This window comes from Pseudoxanthomonas japonensis (assembly GCF_043632995.1).
Classification (GTDB): domain Bacteria; phylum Pseudomonadota; class Gammaproteobacteria; order Xanthomonadales; family Xanthomonadaceae; genus Pseudoxanthomonas_A; species Pseudoxanthomonas_A japonensis.
In genome coordinates, this window is the sequence record NZ_CP171632.1 from 1,323,861 (window position 1) to 1,343,821 (window position 19,961).

The 19,961-nt window shown below is 67.5% G+C and carries 21 protein-coding genes and 1 tRNA gene; 17 read left to right on the top strand and 5 right to left on the bottom strand.

The window, feature by feature from the left end; genetic code table 11:
- The first annotated feature begins 15 nt into the window (after positions 1–15).
- The 4 genes from ACGHX3_RS06005 to ispH all read left to right on the top strand — a co-directional run bounded on the left by ACGHX3_RS06005 (position 16) and on the right by ispH (position 5,541).
- Positions 16–963 carry a bifunctional riboflavin kinase/FAD synthetase gene (locus ACGHX3_RS06005; RefSeq protein WP_394696737.1) on the top strand — a complete coding sequence of 316 codons (948 nt, stop codon included), beginning with the start codon at positions 16–18 and terminating at the stop codon, positions 961–963.
- Complete coding sequence (ileS, locus tag ACGHX3_RS06010) at positions 960–3,791, top strand: isoleucine--tRNA ligase (RefSeq protein WP_394696738.1); 2,832 nt, start codon at positions 960–962, stop codon at positions 3,789–3,791. The genes ACGHX3_RS06005 and ileS overlap by 4 nt, the downstream gene beginning before the upstream one ends.
- A 109-nt stretch (positions 3,792–3,900) precedes the next feature.
- Complete coding sequence (gene lspA / locus ACGHX3_RS06015) at positions 3,901–4,398, top strand: signal peptidase II (protein ID WP_394696739.1); 498 nt, start codon at positions 3,901–3,903, stop codon at positions 4,396–4,398.
- Between the two features lie 192 nt (positions 4,399–4,590).
- A complete protein-coding gene (ispH, locus tag ACGHX3_RS06020; RefSeq protein WP_394696740.1) occupies positions 4,591–5,541 on the top strand; it encodes a 4-hydroxy-3-methylbut-2-enyl diphosphate reductase in 951 nt (316 codons plus the stop codon).
- A 66-nt stretch (positions 5,542–5,607) separates the two neighbouring features.
- Here the strand turns inward: ispH and ACGHX3_RS06025 are convergent, their stop codons facing one another.
- Positions 5,608–6,252, bottom strand: coding sequence for an HAD-IA family hydrolase (locus ACGHX3_RS06025; protein ID WP_394696741.1), 645 nt, complete (start codon positions 6,250–6,252; stop codon positions 5,608–5,610).
- A gap of 140 nt (positions 6,253–6,392) precedes the next feature.
- Between ACGHX3_RS06025 and ACGHX3_RS06030 the strand changes: the two genes are divergently transcribed.
- Both ACGHX3_RS06030 and ACGHX3_RS06035 read left to right on the top strand, forming a co-directional pair.
- Positions 6,393–6,722, top strand: a complete 330-nt coding sequence (locus ACGHX3_RS06030; protein WP_162339218.1) for a hypothetical protein — start codon at positions 6,393–6,395, stop codon at positions 6,720–6,722.
- Positions 6,723–6,794: 72 nt separating this feature from the next.
- On the top strand, positions 6,795–7,136 hold the full coding sequence (locus ACGHX3_RS06035) for a hypothetical protein (protein ID WP_394696742.1): 342 nt from the start codon (positions 6,795–6,797) through the stop codon (positions 7,134–7,136).
- Between the two features lie 47 nt (positions 7,137–7,183).
- Here ACGHX3_RS06035 and ACGHX3_RS06040 read toward each other — a convergent pair whose 3' ends face one another.
- Positions 7,184–7,378, bottom strand: coding sequence for a hypothetical protein (locus ACGHX3_RS06040; protein ID WP_394696743.1), 195 nt, complete (start codon positions 7,376–7,378; stop codon positions 7,184–7,186).
- Between ACGHX3_RS06040 and ACGHX3_RS06045 the strand changes: the two genes are divergently transcribed.
- From ACGHX3_RS06045 to ACGHX3_RS06060, 4 genes are all read left to right on the top strand, one after another.
- A complete protein-coding gene (locus tag ACGHX3_RS06045; protein ID WP_394696744.1) occupies positions 7,377–7,949 on the top strand; it encodes an REP-associated tyrosine transposase in 573 nt (190 codons plus the stop codon). The two genes, ACGHX3_RS06040 and ACGHX3_RS06045, sit on opposite strands and share 2 nt — an antisense overlap.
- A 378-nt stretch (positions 7,950–8,327) precedes the next feature.
- A tRNA-Thr gene (locus tag ACGHX3_RS06050) sits at positions 8,328–8,403 on the top strand.
- A gap of 103 nt (positions 8,404–8,506) precedes the next feature.
- Positions 8,507–9,895, top strand: coding sequence for a DNA repair protein RadA (radA, locus tag ACGHX3_RS06055; RefSeq protein ID WP_162339047.1), 1,389 nt, complete (start codon positions 8,507–8,509; stop codon positions 9,893–9,895).
- A gap of 96 nt (positions 9,896–9,991) precedes the next feature.
- Positions 9,992–10,567: a hypothetical protein gene (locus ACGHX3_RS06060; RefSeq protein ID WP_394696745.1), complete on the top strand. Its 576-nt coding sequence runs from the start codon at positions 9,992–9,994 to the stop codon at positions 10,565–10,567.
- A gap of 24 nt (positions 10,568–10,591) precedes the next feature.
- On the opposite strand, the gene ACGHX3_RS06065 is transcribed toward ACGHX3_RS06060, so the two are convergent.
- Positions 10,592–11,383, bottom strand: coding sequence for a cytochrome c biogenesis protein CcsA (locus ACGHX3_RS06065; RefSeq protein WP_313928117.1), 792 nt, complete (start codon positions 11,381–11,383; stop codon positions 10,592–10,594).
- A 114-nt stretch (positions 11,384–11,497) separates the two neighbouring features.
- On the opposite strand from ACGHX3_RS06065, the gene ffh reads away from it, so the two are divergent.
- The 7 genes from ffh (at position 11,498) to ACGHX3_RS06100 (ending at position 16,660) form a co-directional block, all read left to right on the top strand.
- Positions 11,498–12,868 (top strand): signal recognition particle protein, encoded by a 1,371-nt coding sequence (gene ffh, locus ACGHX3_RS06070; RefSeq protein ID WP_162339050.1) that lies wholly within the window; start codon positions 11,498–11,500, stop codon positions 12,866–12,868.
- 106 nt (positions 12,869–12,974) lie between these two features.
- On the top strand, positions 12,975–13,775 hold the full coding sequence (locus ACGHX3_RS06075; protein ID WP_394696746.1) for an aminotransferase class IV family protein: 801 nt from the start codon (positions 12,975–12,977) through the stop codon (positions 13,773–13,775).
- Positions 13,776–13,880: 105 nt separating this feature from the next.
- Entirely contained in the window at positions 13,881–14,138 is a 258-nt protein-coding gene (gene rpsP / locus ACGHX3_RS06080) for a 30S ribosomal protein S16 (protein WP_162339052.1), read from the top strand.
- Positions 14,139–14,176: 38 nt separating this feature from the next.
- Positions 14,177–14,704 carry a ribosome maturation factor RimM gene (rimM, locus tag ACGHX3_RS06085; RefSeq protein WP_394696747.1) on the top strand — a complete coding sequence of 176 codons (528 nt, stop codon included), beginning with the start codon at positions 14,177–14,179 and terminating at the stop codon, positions 14,702–14,704.
- 63 nt (positions 14,705–14,767) lie between these two features.
- Positions 14,768–15,526, top strand: coding sequence for a tRNA (guanosine(37)-N1)-methyltransferase TrmD (gene trmD, locus ACGHX3_RS06090; RefSeq protein ID WP_394696748.1), 759 nt, complete (start codon positions 14,768–14,770; stop codon positions 15,524–15,526).
- A 149-nt stretch (positions 15,527–15,675) separates the two neighbouring features.
- Positions 15,676–16,077 carry a 50S ribosomal protein L19 gene (gene rplS / locus ACGHX3_RS06095; RefSeq protein ID WP_162339055.1) on the top strand — a complete coding sequence of 134 codons (402 nt, stop codon included), beginning with the start codon at positions 15,676–15,678 and terminating at the stop codon, positions 16,075–16,077.
- 181 nt (positions 16,078–16,258) lie between these two features.
- Complete coding sequence (locus ACGHX3_RS06100; protein WP_394696749.1) at positions 16,259–16,660, top strand: RNA-binding S4 domain-containing protein; 402 nt, start codon at positions 16,259–16,261, stop codon at positions 16,658–16,660.
- Between the two features lie 66 nt (positions 16,661–16,726).
- On the opposite strand, the gene ACGHX3_RS06105 is transcribed toward ACGHX3_RS06100, so the two are convergent.
- Both ACGHX3_RS06105 and katG read right to left on the bottom strand, forming a co-directional pair.
- A complete protein-coding gene (locus ACGHX3_RS06105; protein ID WP_394696750.1) occupies positions 16,727–17,344 on the bottom strand; it encodes a DUF937 domain-containing protein in 618 nt (205 codons plus the stop codon).
- 151 nt (positions 17,345–17,495) lie between these two features.
- The gene (gene katG, locus ACGHX3_RS06110) at positions 17,496–19,742 is read right to left on the bottom strand and encodes a catalase/peroxidase HPI (protein ID WP_394696751.1); all 2,247 of its coding nucleotides are present in this window, start codon (positions 19,740–19,742) and stop codon (positions 17,496–17,498) included.
- Positions 19,743–19,961: the final 219 nt, after the last annotated feature.

Here is a 19,961-nt window from a genome sequence, read left to right on the forward strand (position 1 = left end):
TCCTGACAGGAATCCATGAGCAGGCTGTTCCGTGACGTCGATGGCGGGCCTCTGTGCCCGCACGGTAGCGTGGTCTGCATCGGCGCCTTCGATGGCCTGCACCTGGGCCACCGTGCGCTGGTGCGGCACGCCGTCGCGCGTGCCCGTGCGCTGAGCGTACCGGCGGTGGTGGTGACGTTCGAGCCGCTGCCGCGCGAGTTCTTTGCGAAGGACAATCCGCCGCCGCGGCTGACGCTGGCGCGGACGAAGGTGGAAGGTCTGCTGGCACTGGGCGCCGACCACGTCGGCCTGCTGCGCTTCGATGCGAAGTTGTCCGCGATGTCCGCCGAGGACTTCGCGCACACGCTGCTGGCGGGCCGGTTGCATGCCCGTGAAGTCTGGATCGGCCCCGAATTCCGCTTCGGCCACCGCCGCGGCGGTGATCTCGCCCTGCTGCAGGCGATGGGAGGTGAGCTCGGTTTCAGCGCTGGTGAGATCGAGCCTGTGCACGCGCACGGCGACCGCGTCTCCAGCACCCGCATCCGCGAAGCGCTGAAAGGCGGCGACTTCGATACCGCCGCACGCCTGCTGGGCCGTCCGTACGCCATCGGTGGCCGCGTCGTGCGCGGCAAGCAGCTCGGCCGCACGCTCGGTTTCCCGACCGCCAACCTGCGCTTCCCGAAGACGCCGGCGTTGTCCGGCATCTATGCCACCTGGGTGCACGGCGTCGGCGACCGTCCGTGGCCGTCGGTGTCCAGCTTCGGCACGCGGCCGACGGTCGACGGCGTGGAGCCGCTGCTGGAAGCGCACCTGTTCGACTTCGCCGGCGACCTCTACGGGCGCCACCTCGAGGTCGAATTCGTCGCCAAGCTGCGCGACGAACTGAAATTCCCCGATCTGCCCAGCCTCACCGTGCAGATGCACCGCGACGCCGACGACGCGCGCGGGATCCTTTCCGAACATCAACGACGAGCGACGGCGTGAGCCAGGACTACAAAGCGACCCTCCATCTGCCCGCCACGGATTTCCCGATGCGCGGCGACCTGCCCAAGCGCGAGCCGGACACGCTGGCCCGCTGGGAAAGCCAGGGCCTGTACGCGCAGCTGCGCGACAACGCCAAGGGGCGCCCGCTGTTCGTGCTGCATGACGGCCCGCCGTACGCCAACGGCGCGATCCACCTGGGCCACGCGGTCAACAAGATCCTCAAGGACATCATCGTCAAGTCGCGCTACCTGGCCGGCTTCGATGCGCCTTACGTCCCGGGCTGGGACTGCCATGGCCTGCCGATCGAGATCGCCATCGAGAAGAAGTTCGGCAAGGTCGGCGTGAAGCTGGACGCGGTCGAGTTCCGGCAGAAGTGCCGCGAATACGCCGAGTCGCAGATCGAGATCCAGCGCAAGGACTTCAAGCGCCTGGGCGTGATCGGCGACTGGGACAACCCGTACAAGACGCTGGACTTCCGCTTCGAAGCCAACGAGATCCGCGCACTGGCGAAGATCGTCGCCAACGGGCACCTGACGCGCGGCGTGAAGCCGGTGCACTGGTGCTTCGACTGCGGCTCGGCACTGGCCGAAGCGGAGATCGAATACGCCGACAAGGTTTCGCCGGCGGTCGACGTTGCCTACGTCGCGCGCGATGCGCAGGCGCTGGCGAAGACGTTCGGCGTCGACGTGCCGACCGATGTCGAGGTCGCGCTGCCGATCTGGACCACCACGCCGTGGACGCTGCCGGCGTCGCTGGCCATCTCGGTCGGTGCGGATCTCGAGTACGCCCTGGTCGAAGGTCCCGCGCATGACGGCAAGCGCCGCTGGCTGGTGCTGGCCGATGCGCTCGCCGCGCGCGCGCTGCAGCGCTACGGCGTCACCGACGTGGTCGTGCACGCCCGGGTGAAGGGCAGTGCGCTGGAAGGCGCGCTGTTCGCGCATCCGTTCTACGACACCCGCGACATCCCCGTGCTGCTCGGCGACCACGTGTCGGCCGAGGACGGTACCGGTGCCGTGCACACCGCGCCCGGCCACGGCCAGGAAGACTATGTCGTCAGCAAGCAGTACGGCCTGCTCGACAAGTACACCGCCGCGCAGCTCAACCCGGTCGACGGCCGCGGCGTCTATCTGCCGTCCACGCCGGCCGCGCATGGCGTCGAATTCGCCGGCCTGCATATCTGGAAGGCGAACGACACCATCATCGAGGTGCTGAAGCAGAGCGGCGCGCTGCTCGCCTTCAGCAAGCTGGAGCACAGCTACCCGCACTGCTGGCGCCACAAGACACCCATCGCGTTCCGCGCCACGCCGCAGTGGTTCATCTCGATGGAGCAGGCCAACCTGCGCGCCGATGCGCTCGAGGCGATCAAGCACGTCGGCTGGTTCCCGCAGTGGGGCGAAGCGCGCATCGCCGGCATGGTAGATGGCCGTCCTGACTGGACTATCTCGCGCCAGCGCACCTGGGGCGTGCCGATCGCGCTGTTCGTGCACCGCGAAACCGGCGAGCCGCACCCGCGCAGCGTCGAGCTGATGCGTGCGGTCGCCGACAGGGTGGAGCAGGGAGGCGTCGACGTCTGGTACACGCTGGACGCGACCGAACTGCTGGGCGACGAAGCGAAGGACTACGACAAGATCACCGACATCCTCGATGTCTGGTTCGATTCCGGCGTGACCCACGAAGGCGTGCTGCTGGAGCGTGGCTTCGGCAAGCCGGCCGACCTGTACCTGGAGGGTTCGGACCAGCACCGCGGCTGGTTCCAGTCCTCGCTGCTGACCGGCGTGGCGATCGACAAGGCGGCACCGTACAAGCAGTGCCTCACCCACGGCTTCACCGTGGACGAGCACGGCCGCAAGATGTCCAAGTCGCTGGGCAACGGCATCGAGCCGCAGGACATCATGAAGACCCTCGGCGCGGACATCCTGCGCCTGTGGATCGCCAGCGCCGACTACAGCAACGAGATGTCGCTGTCGCAGGAAATCCTGAAGCGCAACGCCGACGCCTACCGTCGCCTGCGCAACACCGCGCGTTTCCTGCTCAGCAACCTCAACGGCTTCGATCCGTCGCGCGATCTGCTGGCGCCGGCCGACATGGTCGCGCTGGATCGCTGGATCGTGCATCGCGCCTACGAGGTACAGGAGAAGATCAAGGCCGCCTACGACCGCTACGATTTCGCCGAGATCGTGCAGGCGCTGCTGAACTTCTGCAGCGTCGACCTGGGTTCGCTGTACCTCGACGTCACCAAGGATCGCCTGTACACGATGCGCGAGGATTCGCGCGGCCGTCGCAGCGCGCAGAGCGCGATGTTCCATATCGCCGAGGCGTTCGTGCGCTGGATCGCGCCCGTGCTCAGCTTCACCGCCGACGAGATGTGGGGCTACTTGCCGGGCGAGCGCACGGGCAACGTGCTGTTCGCCACGTGGTACGACGGCCTGGCCCCGCTGCCGGAAGGCGCCGCGCTCAACGCCGCCGACTTCGACCAGCTGCTGGCCCTGCGCGAGCAGGTCGCCAAGGTGCTGGAGCCGATGCGCGCCAATGGCCTGATCGGCGCCGCGCTGGAAGCGGAGATCACCGTGTCGGTGAACGCCCTGACCGCCGCCAAGTGGCAGCCGCTGGCCGAGGAACTGCGTTTCTTCTTCATCAGCGGCGACGTCACCGTCAGCGAAGTCAGCGCCGATGAGATCTTCGTGCTGGCCACGCCGACCACAAAGCGCAAGTGCGTGCGCTGCTGGCACCATCGTGCCGATGTCGGCGAGCATGCCGCGCATCCCGAGCTGTGCGGCCGCTGCGTCGAGAATATCGACGGTGCTGGTGAGGACCGTCGATGGTTCTGACCATGCTGGGCTGGCTCGCTGTAGGAGCGCCCCACGGGCGCGATGCTCCTGCTCGCACGTGCCGGGAACGGCATCGCGCCCATGGGGCGCTCCTACAGGAGAACGTCGCATGACGACACGCCCCAAACGCAACGCCCTGGCCTGGCTGCTGCTCTCGGTCATCGTGATCGGCCTCGACCAGTGGTCGAAGGCCTGGGTGCTGGCGTCGCTTCCGGAATACACCGCCATCCCCGTGATCGATGGCTTCTGGAACTGGTACCGCACCTACAACACCGGCGCGGCCTTCAGCTTTCTCGCCGATGCAGGCGGATGGCAGTTGTGGTTCTTCACGGTGCTGGCGGTGGGCATCAGCGGCCTGCTGGGCTTCTGGCTGTCGCGTACCGCGCGCGGCGACTGGCGCCAGGCGCTGCCGTACGCGCTGGTCATCGGCGGCGCGCTGGGTAATGTCATCGATCGCCAGATCCACGGCCACGTGATCGACTTCATCCAGTGGCACTGGCGCGATTACTACTGGCCGGCGTTCAACATCGCGGACTGCGCGGTGGTGGGCGGCGCCATCGGGATTGCGCTGTTCGGGTTGTTTGACGGCAAGAAGAAAGCCGCGTAGGGCGGGCCTTGGCCCGCCGTTTGGTGACGCATCAACACGGTGGGCCAAGGCCCACCCTACTGGCATCGCGGCGGTTTGCCCTCACCCCGTTCCCCTCTCCCGCGGGCGGGAGAGGGGCGTTCGTGCCAAGCGGGATCGGCGCCGGCAACACGTTTAGCTTTTCATTTCCTCGTCTTCGGTAATATCGGTTTTATGGACGTCCTGCTCGCCAATCCCCGTGGTTTCTGCGCCGGTGTCGACCGCGCCATCGAGATCGTCAAGCGTGCGATCGAAACCCTGGGCGCGCCGATCTACGTGCGGCACGAGGTGGTGCACAACCGCTTCGTGGTCGATGACTTGAAGGAGCGCGGCGCGGTGTTCGTCGAGGAACTCGATGAAGTGCCGGACGGCGCCACCGTCATCTTCAGCGCGCATGGCGTGTCCAAGGCCGTGCGCAACGAAGCGGATCGGCGCGGGCTGAAGGTGTTCGATGCGACGTGCCCGCTGGTGACCAAAGTCCACTTCGAAGTGGCACGCCACTGCCGCGCCGGTCGCGACGTGGTGCTGATCGGTCACGCCGGCCATCCCGAGGTGGAAGGCACGATGGGGCAGTGGAGCCGCGAGGGCGGCGTGGGCCAGATCTACCTGGTCGAAGACATCGATGCGGTCGCCACGCTCGAGGTCAGCCAGCCCGGCAACCTGTTCTACACCACCCAGACCACGCTGTCGGTCGACGACACGGCGGGCATCATCCAGGCCTTGCAGCAGCGCTTCCCGGCCATCCAGGGGCCGAAGCACGACGACATCTGCTACGCCACGCAGAACCGCCAGGACGCCGTGCGCGACCTGGCCAAGCAGTGCGACCTGGTGCTGGTGGTCGGTTCGCCCAACAGCTCCAACTCCAACCGCCTGCGCGAACTGGCCGAGCGCGACGGCGTGGAGTCGTACCTGATCGACGGCGCGCACGAGATCGACCCGCGCTGGATCGACGGCAAGCAGCGCGTCGGCGTCACCGCCGGCGCCTCCGCTCCCGACGTCTTGATCGAAGGCGTCATCCAGCGCCTGCGCGACCTCGGTGCTGGCGGCATCAGCGAACTCGATGGCGAACCCGAGAACATGGTGTTCGCCTTGCCGAAGGAACTGCGGCTGCAGCTGGTGAGCTGAGGCACCGTTGGTCGTTCCGAAGCGGAACCCCGCAACCGCGGGGCTCTTTATTTCTGTGTTGGGTGGTCACGCATCCACGTGCACGTGGACCTTGCCGTCGATCATCGACACGCGCAGCGCGTCCAGCCCGGCGATATTGACCACCACCTCCGGTTGCCCGTCGAAGCGCGGCCCGACACTGAGCACGCGGGCACCGGCCGCAACGCCGGCGAGGATGCCGGCCGGGGCGTCTTCCAGCACGCCGCACGCGGTGATCGGTACGCCGAGGCGCTGCGCGCCCAGCCGGTAGCAGGCGGGGTCGGGTTTGCCGACGGCGACGTCTTCGCCGTACACGCCGAACGCGGGCAGGTCGAAGCCGGCCGCCTGCATGCGCCGGCGGGCGAGGTCGCTTCCCGCCGAGGTGACCAGCGACCACGATCTCGCGGGCAGGGTGGCCAGCAGGGCCGCGGCGCCGGTGCAGGCGACGATGCCGTCGGTCGCCTCGGTTTCCTGCGCTTCCAGCTCGCGTGCGATGCGGCGGCTGGACGGCGTATCGCCCAGCGCGTCGATCACGCTGTCCATCGTGCGCCGGCCGTGCGAGCCGGCGATGAAGGCGTCGAAGTCCAGCCCGTGCTCGCGGCAGAAGTGGGCCCACACCGTTTCCACCCGCGCCGTGGAATCCACCAGCGTGCCGTCCATGTCGATCAGCAGGGCATCGAAGACGAGGCGCATGCGCGAGCGGTCCGATGGGCGGGGGAGTCCGATTGTACGGGCCGGGTGTGGCCGCTTCTTTGCCGTCACCGGCCATTGCGTATCACGCCGTGCGACGGCGCCGGGCGATCTTCTCCGCCATCGAACCGAGGGGACGCGCGATGACCCAGCTGCACTGGATGGCTTTCAGGATGTACCTGCCGACGCTGGCGTGCCTGCTGCTCGCATTCGCCTCCACCTGGCTGCTCACCAGCGCGGAACCGGCCGCGTTCGCACCGCCGCTCGGCGGCGTGCTGCGCTGGGCACCCTACGCGCTGCTGGGGCTGTCCGTGCTGCTCGGCGTCATCACCAGCGTGCGCCTGTTGCGCTGGGACACCGGCGACGCGCTGATCTGCGGCTGTGGTGGCCTGTTGGGCGGGGAACGGCCGGGACGCTTCGGCACCTACCGGACGTGCGCGGCGTGCGGGCGGCGTCACGGGGTAGCCAGGTAGATCGCCCGCGCGCGGCGGACGGGTCGCGCAAGGAGGTCACATTCGCGTCCACCACGATGCGTCGACGGGATCGTGCCGGATGTCTCCATCCGCTGCGCAGGAGGGGGCGGCGAGGCTTTTTGCTTCGCTGTCGAGCCGCCGAGCTTCGCGCGCGCACCTCGGTGGTGCGGCGGCAAGGCAAAAAGCCTTGCGACCGGAGCGGAGAGCCTCGGCGGCAAGGCAAATCGCGTTGTCGTCATTGCTGAAAGCTTCGACGTCGAAGCAAAAAGCCGTGTCGTCTCACTTCAATGGTCCGCGGTCGAGGCTTTTTGCTTTGGCGGCAACCCGAAAAGCCTTGCGAGCGAAGCAAAAAGCCTCGTCATCTCACCTCAATGCCCTGCGCGCGCACCTTTCTGGTTCGATTTCTCACAGTAGCGGCGTGCTGGCGCCGATTAGGTGTCATGACGCAACGGACGGCGTCGCTATTGCCAGTCATTTTCTTCGGTCATCGGCTTGGATGCCTGCGCGAACGACGGGGTAGCGAGATGCTCGATGGAAGCATAACGACTCCGCGCGCGGGGCCGTTGTCGCGAACAGGTCAGAGTCGGGCAAGGGTCGTGACCAAAGGTCGGGATGAGCGAAGCGACGCCCAACACCTGCAGCAGGTGAACGGTCATGGACTATCGGCGTACCCGTCGGAAAGGCGGCACCTGCTTCTTCACGGTCGATCTGGCCGATCGTTCCAGCACCTTGCTCGTGGATCGTATCGACGACCTTCTACGTGCGGTCCGCGTCGTCAAGCAGCGGCATCCGTTCGATATCGTTGCCTGGGTGGTCCTGCCCGATCACATGCATGTCGTCTGGACACTGCCCACGAACGACGGCGATTGCGCCACGCGCCGGATACGGATCAAGGCTACCTGCTCACCAGGGATGCCGAAGGGCGAGCGGATTCGCAATGCACGTCGCCGCAATGGCGGGCGCGGCATCTGGCAGCGCCGCTTCCGGGAGCATCTGGTCATTGACGATGACGATCTCCGACGCCACGTCGACCAAGTGCATATCAATCCGGTGATGCATGGCTACATCGCGCATGTGGCAGATTGGCCGTACAGTTCGATACATCGCGACATGCGGCTGGGCGTGGTGCCGAAAGATTGGGCAGCGGCGTCCGAGGGCGATGTGCGTGCGGGGAGGGCTGAGGCCGTTGGGCTTCGTTGCGCTCATCCCAACCTGTGGGCCTGCTAACGATCATCGTGCGAATAGTGAAAATACCTGGTTTCAAAGAAAATTTTGCTGTGCTGATCTTGAAGCTGGCTCCGCTGCTTCTGATCTATGTTCTCGCGTGCAAGTGGATACTTAACGCTTTGGCCGTTCCGAGTCCTTACGCGTTCTGGATTAATTTTTTGGGTGTTTTGCTCATAGCCCGGGTTGTCGCCGGGTCGCTTTTCATTCGAATGTATCGGGCGGATAGAGCCGAGCGTGAGTAGTGGTTTCGTCATGCGAGCGCGCCGGTCGGCTATGGTCGACCGGCATGCCCACCCGCAAGCTTCCTGGCGGCTTCCCGCCACCCGGACACCCCCGCATTGACCCGCCCCCGTCCCAGCCCCTAAAATTCGCGGCTCCGCCGGAATAGCTCAGTTGGTAGAGCGGCGCATTCGTAATGCGTAGGTCGTAGGTTCGATTCCTATTTCCGGCACCAGTTGAGACAAGGCCCCGCTTCGGCGGGGCTTTGTTTTTCCGGGTCTCGCCCGCGGAGACGGCGGGCCGATACAGTAGCCGCTCGCCGTCCCGACAGGTTCCCCGTGGCCAAGACCTCCGCCAAGTCCCGCACTGCCTACGTCTGCACCGAATGCGGGGCCGAGCACAGCAAATGGCAGGGCCAGTGCGCCGACTGCGGCGCCTGGAACTCCCTCAGCGAGATCGTCCTGGAGCCCGCCGCTGGCGCCCCTGCCGCCGCCCGCCGCTCCGGCTGGGCTGGCAAGGCCGAGGCGCCTAAGATCACTGCCCTGAAGGACGTCCGCCACAGCGAAGAGGCGCGCGTGAGTACGGGCATCGGCGAGTTCGACCGCGTACTCGGCGGCGGCCTGGTCGAAGGCGCCGTGGTGCTGGTCGGCGGCGACCCCGGCATCGGCAAGTCCACCCTCCTGCTGCAGGCCTTGGCGCGCATGTCGGCCAGCCTGCCGGCCCTGTACGTCACCGGCGAGGAATCGCTGGCCCAGGTCGCCGGCCGCGCCGTGCGCCTGGACCTGCCGCTGGACAACCTGCAGGCGCTGGCCGAGACCGGCATCGAGAACATCCTGCAGCACGCGTCGGTGGCACGGCCCAAGCTGATCGTCGCCGACTCCGTGCAGACCCTGTGGACCGAATCGCTGACCGCCGCGCCCGGTTCCGTCAGCCAGGTGCGCGAGAGCGCCGCCCGGCTGGTGCGCTACGCCAAGGAGACCGGCACGGCCGTGTTCCTGGTCGGCCACGTCACCAAGGAAGGCGGCATCGCCGGCCCGCGCGTGCTCGAGCACATGGTCGACGCCGTGCTGTATTTCGAGGGTGAGAGCGGCAGCCGTTTCCGCGTGCTGCGCGCGTTCAAGAACCGCTTCGGCGCGGTCAACGAACTGGGCGTGTTCGCCATGGGCGAGAAGGGCCTGAAGGAAGTGCCCAACCCGTCGGCGATCTTCCTGTCCGGCAGCGCCCAGCAGCCCGGCAGCTGCGTGATGGTCACCCGCGAGGGCACGCGCCCGCTGCTGGTGGAAGTGCAGGCGCTGGTCGACAGTTCGCCGCTGTCCAATCCGCGCCGCGTCGCGGTGGGCCTGGAACAGAACCGGCTGGCCATGCTGCTGGCCGTGCTGCACCGGCACGGCGGCGTGGTGGTGGGCGACCAGGACGTGTTCGTCAATGTGGTCGGCGGCATCCGCGTGCAGGAAACCGCGGCCGACCTTCCCGTGTTGCTGGCCGTGCTGTCCTCGCTGCGCGACCGCCCGCTCGCCGAGAAGACGATCGCCTTCGGCGAGGTGGGCCTGTCGGGCGAGATCCGCCCCGTGCCCAACGGCGAGGAGCGCCTGCGTGAAGCGGCCACGCACGGCTTCAAGCGCGCCATCGTGCCCAAGGGCAACGCGCCGAAGTCGGGCACGTTCAAGGGGCTGGAAGTCGTGGCGGTGGAACGGTTGTCGCAGGCGCTGGAAGCGGCGGCGGAGTAGGGGGGGTACCACCCCGGGATGTGGCATGCTCGCCCCGACCACGGTCCGTGGTCACGTAACGCCAAGGAGGCGACTGTGAAAGGAGTTTGCAGAGCGATGTGGATGCGCGCGGTGTGGGTATCGGTGCTGTTGTCGATGGCGGTGAGTGTGTCCGCCCAGGACGTGGTGGATCGCCTGAAGGTGCCGGGACCCATCGGGTTTTCCGGCGAAACGTTCAGCCTCGCGTGGACCAGCAATCCCAGTGATCGTCTTTACAAGCAGGAGTACCTGCCCGTGGGCCAGGCACTGGAACGCTACGAAAGCATGCTGATGCTCGACCTGACCTTCGACGGCGCAACGCCGCGCCAGAAGGCGGCGGCGTTCGCCGCGACGCTGGACGCGCGCAAGTCCTCCGATCCGGTCGTGAACTACGAGGTGCTACTGGGCGACAACGGTGAAGTGATCCTCGACTTCCTGCTGTCCGCCACGCCGACCGGCGGTGATCTCATCGTCGAATGGAACGCCTACCGCTACAGCACTCTGGGCGACGGTGTGCAGATGGTGGGCATCAGCCGGCGTGCCTACGGCGACGCGGCGGAGGACTTCCTGCGCCATCGGCTCAAGGCGTTGCGGGACCGCGACATCCGCGCGCTGGCGGCGCTGGAGCTTCGTGCGACGCTGCCGGCGAAATAGGCTGGTTGGCGGAGGCGGGGTGGCTCAACCCCGCCTCAACACCATTTCATAGACGAACTTGCTGCCGAAGAACGCCAGCAGCAACAGCACCATCGCGGCGAGCGTCCAGTGCACGGCTTTGGCGCCGCGCCAGCCGTAGCGCCAGCGGCCGACCAGCAGGGCGCCGAACGCCAGCCACGACATCACGCTGAGCACGGTCTTGTGGCTGAGCTTCTGCGCCAGGAAGTTCTCGACGAACAGCACGCCGGTCAGCAGCGTGGCGGTCAGCAGGATGAAGCCGACCGTGATGGTGCGGAACAGCAGGTCTTCCAGTTCGGTCAGCGGCGGCAGCGCGCGCAGCCACAGGTGGAACTCGCGCCGGCGCAGCGCGCGTTCCTGCGCCCACAGCATCACGGCGAGCAGCGCCGCGATGGCCAGCGCGGCGTAAGCGAGCAGCGCCAGCCAGGCATGCAGTTGCAGGCGCCAGTCCAGCCCGCTCGCGGCCTGGTGGCCGTAGACGTGGTAGATCGCCAGCAGGGCCGCGGCCAGCGGGAAGGCGACCACGCCGAGCGCGGCCATGCGGCCCTGGATCGCGACCAGGAGCGTCATCACCGCCATGCCTAGCGACACCAGCGACAGCGCGGCGAAGAAGTGCATGTCCGGCCCGCCGGGCGTGCGCCAGGCGACCAGCAGGTGGTAGGTGCCGTGCAGGATCACCGCCCCGAGCGCCGGCCAGACCCACGGACGCGGGGCATCGCCGGTGTCGCGGGCCACGGAACGGACCAGCAGGCCGGCGGCCAGCAGGTAGAGCGCGACGGCGATGAGAATCAGTGTCATCGGAGAAGTGTCGCACAGCGGCCACGCACGGCGCAGCGTCCGGACGACGCGGGACGGGCATGGCGGGCGGGACCGCTATAATCGCCGTCCGTTTTCCCTGGTCCTGCCTGCCCCATGTTCGAATCCCTGACCCAGCGACTCTCCGGCACCATCGAGCGCCTGCGTGGCCGCGGCCGCCTGAGCGAGGAGAACATCCGCGAGGCCACCCGCGAAGTGCGCATCGCCCTGCTGGAGGCCGACGTGGCCCTGCCGGTGGTGCAGGCGCTGATCGAGCGCATCAAGGTGCGCGCCGTCGGCCAGGAAGTGCTGAAGTCGCTGACCCCCGGCCAGGCGCTGATCAAGGTCGTTCGCGACGAGCTGACCGCGGTGATGGGCTCGCAGGCCAGCGACCTCAACCTCAACGTGCCCGCGCCCGCCGTCATCCTGATGGCCGGCCTGCAGGGCGCGGGCAAGACCACCACCGTCGGCAAGCTGGCCAAGCACCTGCGCGAGAAGCGCAAGAAGAAGGTCATGGTGGTCAGCGCCGACGTCTACCGTCCGGCCGCCATCGAGCAGCTGAAGACGCTGGCCCAGCAGGTGGACGTGCTGTTCTTCCCGTCGGATGCGGGGCAGAAGCCCGAGGCCATCGTGCGTGCCGCCATCGACGACGCGAAAAAGTCCTTCGTCGACGTGCTGCTGGTCGACACCGCCGGCCGCCTGGCCATCGACGAGGCCATGATGGCCGAGATCAAGGCGCTGCACGCGGCGGTCAAGCCGGTGGAGACGCTGTTCGTCGTCGACGCCATGACCGGCCAGGACGCGGCCAACACCGCCAAGGCCTTCAGCGAAGCACTGCCGCTGACCGGCGTGGTGCTGACCAAGACCGACGGCGATGCGCGCGGTGGCGCGGCGCTGTCGGTGCGCTACATCACCGGCAAGCCGATCAAGTTCATTGGCGTGGGCGAGAAGCCCGACGGCCTGGACGTGTTCCACCCCGAGCGCGTGGCCAACCGCATCCTCGACATGGGCGACGTGCTGTCGCTGGTCGAGCAGGTCGAGCAGAACGTCGACCGCGAGAAGGCCGAGAAGCTGGCCGCCAAGGTCATCAAGGGCAAGAAGTTCGACCTCAACGACATGCGCGACCAGCTGGAGCAGATGCAGAACATGGGCGGCATCAGCGGCCTGATGGACAAGCTGCCGGGCATGGGCCAGATCCCCGAGCACGTGAAGCAGCAGGTGCAGCAGGGCAAGGAAGTGCCGCGCATGATCGCCATCATCAATTCGATGACGAAGAAGGAACGCCGCAACCCGGCGCTGCTCAACGGCTCGCGCCGTGCGCGCATCGCCAAGGGCGCGGGCCTGACGCCGGCCGACGTCAACAAGCTGATGAAGCAGTACCAGCAGATGGAAAAGATGATGGGCAAGCTGGCTGGCGGCGGCATGAAAGGCATGATGCGCAACATGAAGAGCATGATGGGCGGCCGCGGCGGCATGCCGTTCCGTTGAGGTTTCGCTTCTCTTTCCTGTGGGAGCGACGCAAGTCGCGATCTTGTCTCCGTTCATCGCGACTTACGTCGCTCCCACATTCGATTGACGCGGAGATCCGGCCCGCATGACCTCGGCCTTCCTCAACGGCAAGCCCGCCACCGCCGACGACCTGCGAGCGCTGGCGTTGGCCAACTACGGTCACTTCACCTCGATGCAGGTGCGCGACGGCGCGGTGCAGGGCCGCGCGCTGCACCGGCAGCGGCTTGAGGAAGCGACCTTCATCCTGTTCGGCACGCAGCTGGACGGCGACGATGCGTTGAAGCAGGCAGCGCAGGCGATGGAGCGTGCCGGCCTGCGCGATGCGTCGGTCCGCATCACCGTGTTCTCCACGCGCTTCGATTACCGCGACCCCGCACGCGTCGTCGCGCCCGACGTGCTGGTGACATTGTCGCCGGCCGCCTCGGGTGACAAGCCGGCGCTGCGGGTGAAGTCGTATCCGTTCGTCCGCCCGCTGCCGCAGGTCAAGCACGTAGGCACGTTCCCCCTGTTCCACTACCGCCGGCAGGCGCTGGCGGACGGCTACGACGACGCGCTGTTCGTCGATCCGGCGGGGCAGGTGGTCGAGGGGTCGATCTGGAACCTGGGCCTGTGGGACGGCCAGTCGGTCGTCTGGCCCGAGGGGCCGGCGCTGCGGGGTACGGCGGAGCGACTGCTCCAGATGGCGCTGGAAGAGGCAGGGGTCCCGCAGCGGCGCGCCACGGTCAGGCGGGACGAACTGGGGGACTTCCGGGCCGGATTCGCCTGCAATGCCAGTGGTTTGCAGGCGGTGGAGGCGGTCGATGCCGTCGCATGGGGGGCTGATATCGCCCTGATGGCACGTCTGCGGGCAGCGCTGGACCCGGTCCCGTGGACGCCCGTGGGCTGACCCGCCGGATCACCGGTCCCCGTGGGGTTTTCCTGACCGATTCAATGGCTTAGAATAGCCGGCTTACCTCGCCATTCTGGCGACTGGGCAACACTGGAAAACACTATGGTCAAGATCCGTCTCACCCGCGGCGGCGCGAAGAAGCGCCCCTTCTACCACATCATCGTGACCGACTCGCGCAGCGCGCGTGACGGCCGCAACATCGAGCGCGTGGGTTACTACAACCCGGTCGCCGCCGGCGCCGAAAAGCGCGTCGAACTCGACATCGCCCGTGTCGACCATTGGGTCGGCAACGGCGCGCAGCTGACCGAGAAGGTCCGCAACCTGTACAAGGAAGTCGCCAAGTCCGCCACGGCGGCCTGAGTGACCAGGCCGCGCGCATCGCGCGGCCGTTTGTTCGCATGAACACCGAGCGCCCACCGACCCCGCAGAAAATGATTCTGCTGGGAAGGCTTCTGGGCGCTTTTGGTGTGCGCGGCCAGATCAAGATCGAATCCTGGACCGAGCCGCGCGACGCCATCTTCCGCTACCAGCCGTGGACGTTGCGCGATGCCGCCGGCGTCGAGCGCGAGCTGAGCGGTGCGCGCGGCAAGGCTTCGGGCAAGCATCTGGTGGCGACGCTGCCGGGCGTGGAAGACCGCGACCAGGTGGAAGCGATGCACGGGCAGGAAATCCTCGTCCCGCGCGCCGCATTGCCGCCGCCGAGCGCGGGCGAGTTCTACTGGGTCGATCTGGAAGGCCTGCGTGTCATCCATGTCGACGGCACCGATTTCGGCACCGTTTCGCACCTGTTTTCGACCGGCGCCAACGATGTGCTGGTTGCGCGCGGCGATCGCGAGCGTCTGATTCCGTTCGTCGAACCCGACTACGTGCGCTCGGTGGATTTCGAGGCCGGCGTGGTCACCGTCGACTGGGATCCCGAGTTCTAGCCGCCTCGCAGGCGACCGCACACGCGGGTACCCTGCGTTCCAACCGAGTTGCAGCCGATCGCCATGCGCATCGACGTCATGACCCTGTTCCCCGACTTCATCGCCCAGGCCGCGGCCGTGGGCGTGGTGGGGCGCGCGCAGGAGCGGGGATTGCTGTCGCTGCACGGCTGGAATCCGCGCGACTACGCCAGTGGCGGCTACCGGCGCGTGGATGACCGCCCGTTCGGCGGCGGCCCGGGCATGGTGATGATGATCGAGCCGCTGCAGGCCTGCCTGTCGGCAATCCGGGCCGCGGATGCAGCGCCGGCCCCGCTGATCTACCTGAGCCCGCAGGGCACGCCGCTGACGCAGAAGAAGGCGCGTGAACTGGCCGCGCTGCCGCGCATGATTCTGCTGTGCGGGCGCTATGAAGGCGTGGACGAGCGTTTCCTCGAGGCCGAAGTGGACGAGGAGATTTCCATCGGCGACTACGTGCTGTCTGGCGGCGAGCTGGCCGCAGCGGTGCTCATCGACGCGGTCGGCCGGCTGCAGGACGGTGCGCTGAACGATGCCGATTCGGCCGTGCAGGACAGTTTCGAGGGCGATGGTCTGCTGGACTGCCCGCATTTCACCCACCCGTCCCGCCATCCGTTGGGCGAGGTGCCAGCCGTGCTGCGTTCGGGCGACCACGCCGCCATCGCCCGCTGGCGGCGGCAGCAGGCCTTGGGCCGCACCTGGTTGAGGCGGCCAGATTTGCTGGACGAAGCCGGCCTGTCCAAGGCCGACAAGGCCCTGCTGGCGACGTTCCGGGCCGGTCTGGCAGGCGGGGACGGGGCAGGGTAGCCAGCCCGGCCGGGAATCCGGTAGAATGCACGACCCTTGGGCGGTTCTCGCCCGGGATCCCATAAGAATATCGTGCAGCGCAATCCGGCGACTGCATCAGTTTTCCGCTGTCGCAAGACACGATCACGCATACAAGCATTGGTGCCAACATGAGCAAGCTCCTCCAGGAATTCGAAGCCTCCCAGATCACGCGCGAGCTGCCCGCGTTCGGCCCCGGTGACACCGTGGTCGTCAACGTGAAGGTCAAGGAAGGCAACCGCGAGCGCGTGCAGGCGTACGAAGGCGTCGTCATCGCCAAGAAGAACGCCGGCCTGAACTCGGCCTTCACCGTCCGCAAGATCTCGCACGGCTACGGCGTCGAGCGCGTCTTCCAGACCCACAGCGCCTCGATCGACTCGGTCGAAGTGAAGCGCCGCGGCAAGGTCCGCGCCGGCAAGCTGTATTACCTGCGCGACCTGGAAGGCAAGGCTGCCCGCATCAAGGAAGACTTGGCCGCCAATGCCGCCGCCAAGGCCGCCCGCCAGGCTGCTGCTGCCGCTGCCGCCGAGTAATCCGGCACAAGCGCATCGCAGGAACGGCCACCTCCGGGTGGCCGTTTGCGTTTCCGTCGGAGGCATTCCGGTGCAGACTGGCGTCCACGGCCACGGAGCGCGCTATGCACCCGAAGCGAGTCCTTCCCTTGGGCGTCATCTCCTTCGCGCCTGCCCTGAGGCGACCGTACTTCTTGTTCCGATGACCGAATCCAACGACGCTTCCGTCCGCCTCGACCTGTGGCTGTGGGCGGCCCGTTTCTTCAGGACACGCAGTCTGGCCAAGCAGGCCATCGAGACCGGCAAGGTGGACGTGGCCGGGCAGCGCGCGAAATCGTCGCGCGCGGTGCGCGTGGGCGACGCGTTGGCGGTGACGCGCGGCGATGACGTGTTCGAGATCGAAGTCCGCGCGCTCAGCGACAAGCGCGGTTCCGCGACGGTCGCGCAGGCCTTGTACGCGGAGTCGGAATCCTCTCGCGAGCGGCGTGCCGCCGCGCTGGCGGCACGGCAGGCGGAACGTGCGGGCTACCAGGCGCCGCAGTCGCGGCCGGACAAGCGTGCGCGGCGGTTGATCCGCGCGCTGGGCGATATCGACGCGCTGTAATGGCGCGACAAAAAAAGGGCGCCGATGGCGCCCTTTCTTTTCACTGCTTCGATGCGGGCGAGCGGATCAGCGTCCGCCACCGAGCATGCCGCTGCCGATCTTGAGGATGTCGCCCAGGCCCAGTTGGCCATCGCCATCCTGGTCGAGCACGGCACCGAGCAGGCCGCCGCCGAGACCGCCCTGCTGCTGCGCAACCTGCCGTTCCTGTCCGAGCACCGGGCCCAGCGCGCTCGGGTTCGCGTTGCCCTGGCCCAGGAAACGCTGGGCAAGGAACGACAGCACGATCGGTGCGAGGATCTTCATCAGCATCGCCGACTTGTCGCCGCCGAGGCCGGTCGCCTGTCCCAGGCTGGCCTCGGCACGCGGCTGTGCGCCGCCGAAGATATGGCCGAGGATGGCAGCACCATCGGTCTGCCGGCTGGGGGTCGAACCACCGCCCAGGACCGCGCCCAACACGCTGCCCAGGTCCAGGCCGGCGTGATCCTTCTGCAGCGCACCGAACAGGGCTTCCGCACCTTGCGGCTGCGCGGCGTTCTTGCCCAGCGCGCCCAGCAACAACGGCAGGGCCGCCGCGACCGCGCCGGACGCCTGCATCTGCCCCACGCCGAGTTGCTGCGACACCTGCTGCAACGGTGCGCCCTGCAGTTGGGCGAAGAGTTCTTCTGCGAGTGACTGGTTGCTCATAGTGCGGCTGTCCTCCTGGACGAGTGTGATAGTGACCACGGCCATCCTAGCGCCAAATTATGTGATACACGCCTCACAATTGCGTCCGCCGACCGACGGGCCAGCATGCGGTCCGCACATCGGGCGATGCGCGGACCGGTGCTTCCGAGGGTCAGCGCAGGTCGAAGCGGTCCAGCTCCATCACCTTCGTCCAGGCGGCGACGAAGTCCTCGACGAATTTCGCCTGGCCGTCGCTGCTGGCATAGACCTCCGCCAGCGCACGCAGCACCGAGTTGGAGCCGAACACGAGGTCGGCGCGCGTGCCGGTCCACTTCACCGCGCCGTTCTTGCGGTCGCGGCCTTCATAGCCATTGGCGCCGGTCGCCTTCCACTCCGTGCCCATGTCGAGCAGGTTGACGAAGAAGTCGTTACTCAGCGTGCCGGGCTTGTCGGTGAGGACGCCATGCTGGCCGCCGTCCGCATTCGCTCCCAGCACGCGCAGGCCGCCGACCAGCACGGTCATCTCGGGCGCGGTCAGCGTCAGCAACTGCGCGCGGTCCACCAGCAGGTGTTCCGCCGGCACCGCCGACCGGCCCTTGAGGTAGTTGCGGAAGCCATCGGCGAACGGTTCGAGCACGGCGAACGATTCCACGTCGGTCTGGTCGGCGCGTGCATCGGTGCGGCCCGGATGGAACGGCACGGTCACGGCATGGCCGCCGGCTTTCGCCGCCTGCTCGATGCCGACGCCGCCGGCCAGCACGATCAGGTCGGCCAGCGAGACTTTCTTGCCGCCGGCGGCATCCAGGTTGAACTCCATCTGGATGCGTTCCAGCGCCTTCAGCACCTTCGCCAGTTGGTCGGGCCGGTTGACCGCCCAGTCCTTCTGCGGGGCGAGGCGGATGCGGGCGCCGTTGGCGCCGCCACGCTTGTCGCCGCCGCGGAACGTGGACGCCGACGCCCACGCGGTGGAGACCAGCTCCGCGACCGACAGGCCGGAGGCCGCGATCTTCTGCTTCAGCGCATCGACATCGCCGGCGTCGATCGTCGCGTAGTCCGCCTTCGGTAACGGGTCCTGCCACACCAGCTCTTCCTTCGGCACTTCCGGACCCAGGTAGCGGGCACGCGGGCCCATGTCGCGGTGGGTCAGCTTGAACCAGGCGCGCGCGAAGGCCTCGGCGAAGGCCTGCGGATTTTCCAGGAAGCGCTTGGAGATCGGGCCGTAGATGGGATCGAAGCGCAGCGACAGGTCGGTGGTCAACATCTTGGGACGCTGCTTCTTCGTGGAGTCGTGCGCGAACGGCACGTCTTCCGGCGCGTCCTTGGCGACCCACTGGTGCGCGCCCGCGGGTGACTTCTCCAGTTCCCATTCGAAGCCGAACAGGTTCTCGAAGAACTTGTTGCTCCACAGCGTCGGTGTCTGCGTCCAGGTGACCTCGATGCCGGAGGTGATGGTGTCGCCACCACGGCCGCTGCCGAACTTGTTGTGCCAGCCGAAGCCCTGCGCTTCCAGTTCATCGGCTTCGGGCTCGGCGCCGACGTTGTCGGCGGGGCCGGCACCGTGGGTCTTGCCGAAGGTGTGGCCACCGGCGATCAGGGCGACGGTTTCCTCGTCGTCCATCGCCATGCGCGCGAAGGTGTCGCGGATGTCTTTCGCCGCCAGCAGCGGATCGGGATTGCCGTCGGGGCCTTCCGGGTTCACGTAGATCAGGCCCATCTGCACGGCGGCGAGCGGGTTCTCCAGACGGCGCGAATGGACATCGCCGTCGGCGTCGTCATCGGACACCAGCACGCCCTTGTCGCCCGGCTTCTCGACGCCGTCGGAGCCGTGCGCATAGCGGATGTCGCCGCCCAGCCACGTGGTCTCGCGGCCCCAGTACACGTCCTGGTCCGGCTCCCACACATCCTCGCGTCCGCCACCGAAACCGAACGTGCGGAAGCCCATCGTCTCCAGCGCCACGTTGCCGGTGAGGATCATCAGGTCGGCCCAGGAGATGGCCTGGCCGTACTTCTGCTTGATCGGCCACAGCAGGCGGCGCGCCTTGTCCAGGCTGACGTTGTCCGGCCAACTGTTGAGCGGGGCGAATCGCTGCTGCCCGCGACCGCCGCCGCCGCGACCGTCCTGGATGCGATAGGTGCCCGCGCTGTGCCACGCCATGCGGATGAAGAGTCCACCGTAGTGGCCGAAGTCGGCCGGCCACCAGTCCTGCGAGTCCGTCATCAGGTCGCGCAGGTCCTTCTTCAGCCCGTGGTAGTCCAGCTTCTTGAAGGCCTCGGCATAGTCGAAGTCGCCCGCCAGCGGGTTGGAGCGCGACGAATGCTGGTTGAGCAGATCCACGCGCAGCTGGTTGGGCCACCAGTCGCGATTGCCGGTGCCGCCGCCGGCGGTCTGGTGGAACGGGCACTTCGATTCGGTGGTCATGGGTTTCCTTCCTCTGGTCGTCAGGTGTGGGTGGGAATGTCGGTGGAGCGGATGGGGTGCAAGGCGATGCGCCGCGCGACAGGTCAGTCGCGTGGTGGGGCAGGAGAGCGTGGGGGATGCCGGCAGGGCGGCAACGTGGGCACTCGCATGGCTGACGTCCTTCAAGGGCGTTGGCGGATGGCGACCAGACTAGGCAGTGCGAACGATCAATGAAAATCG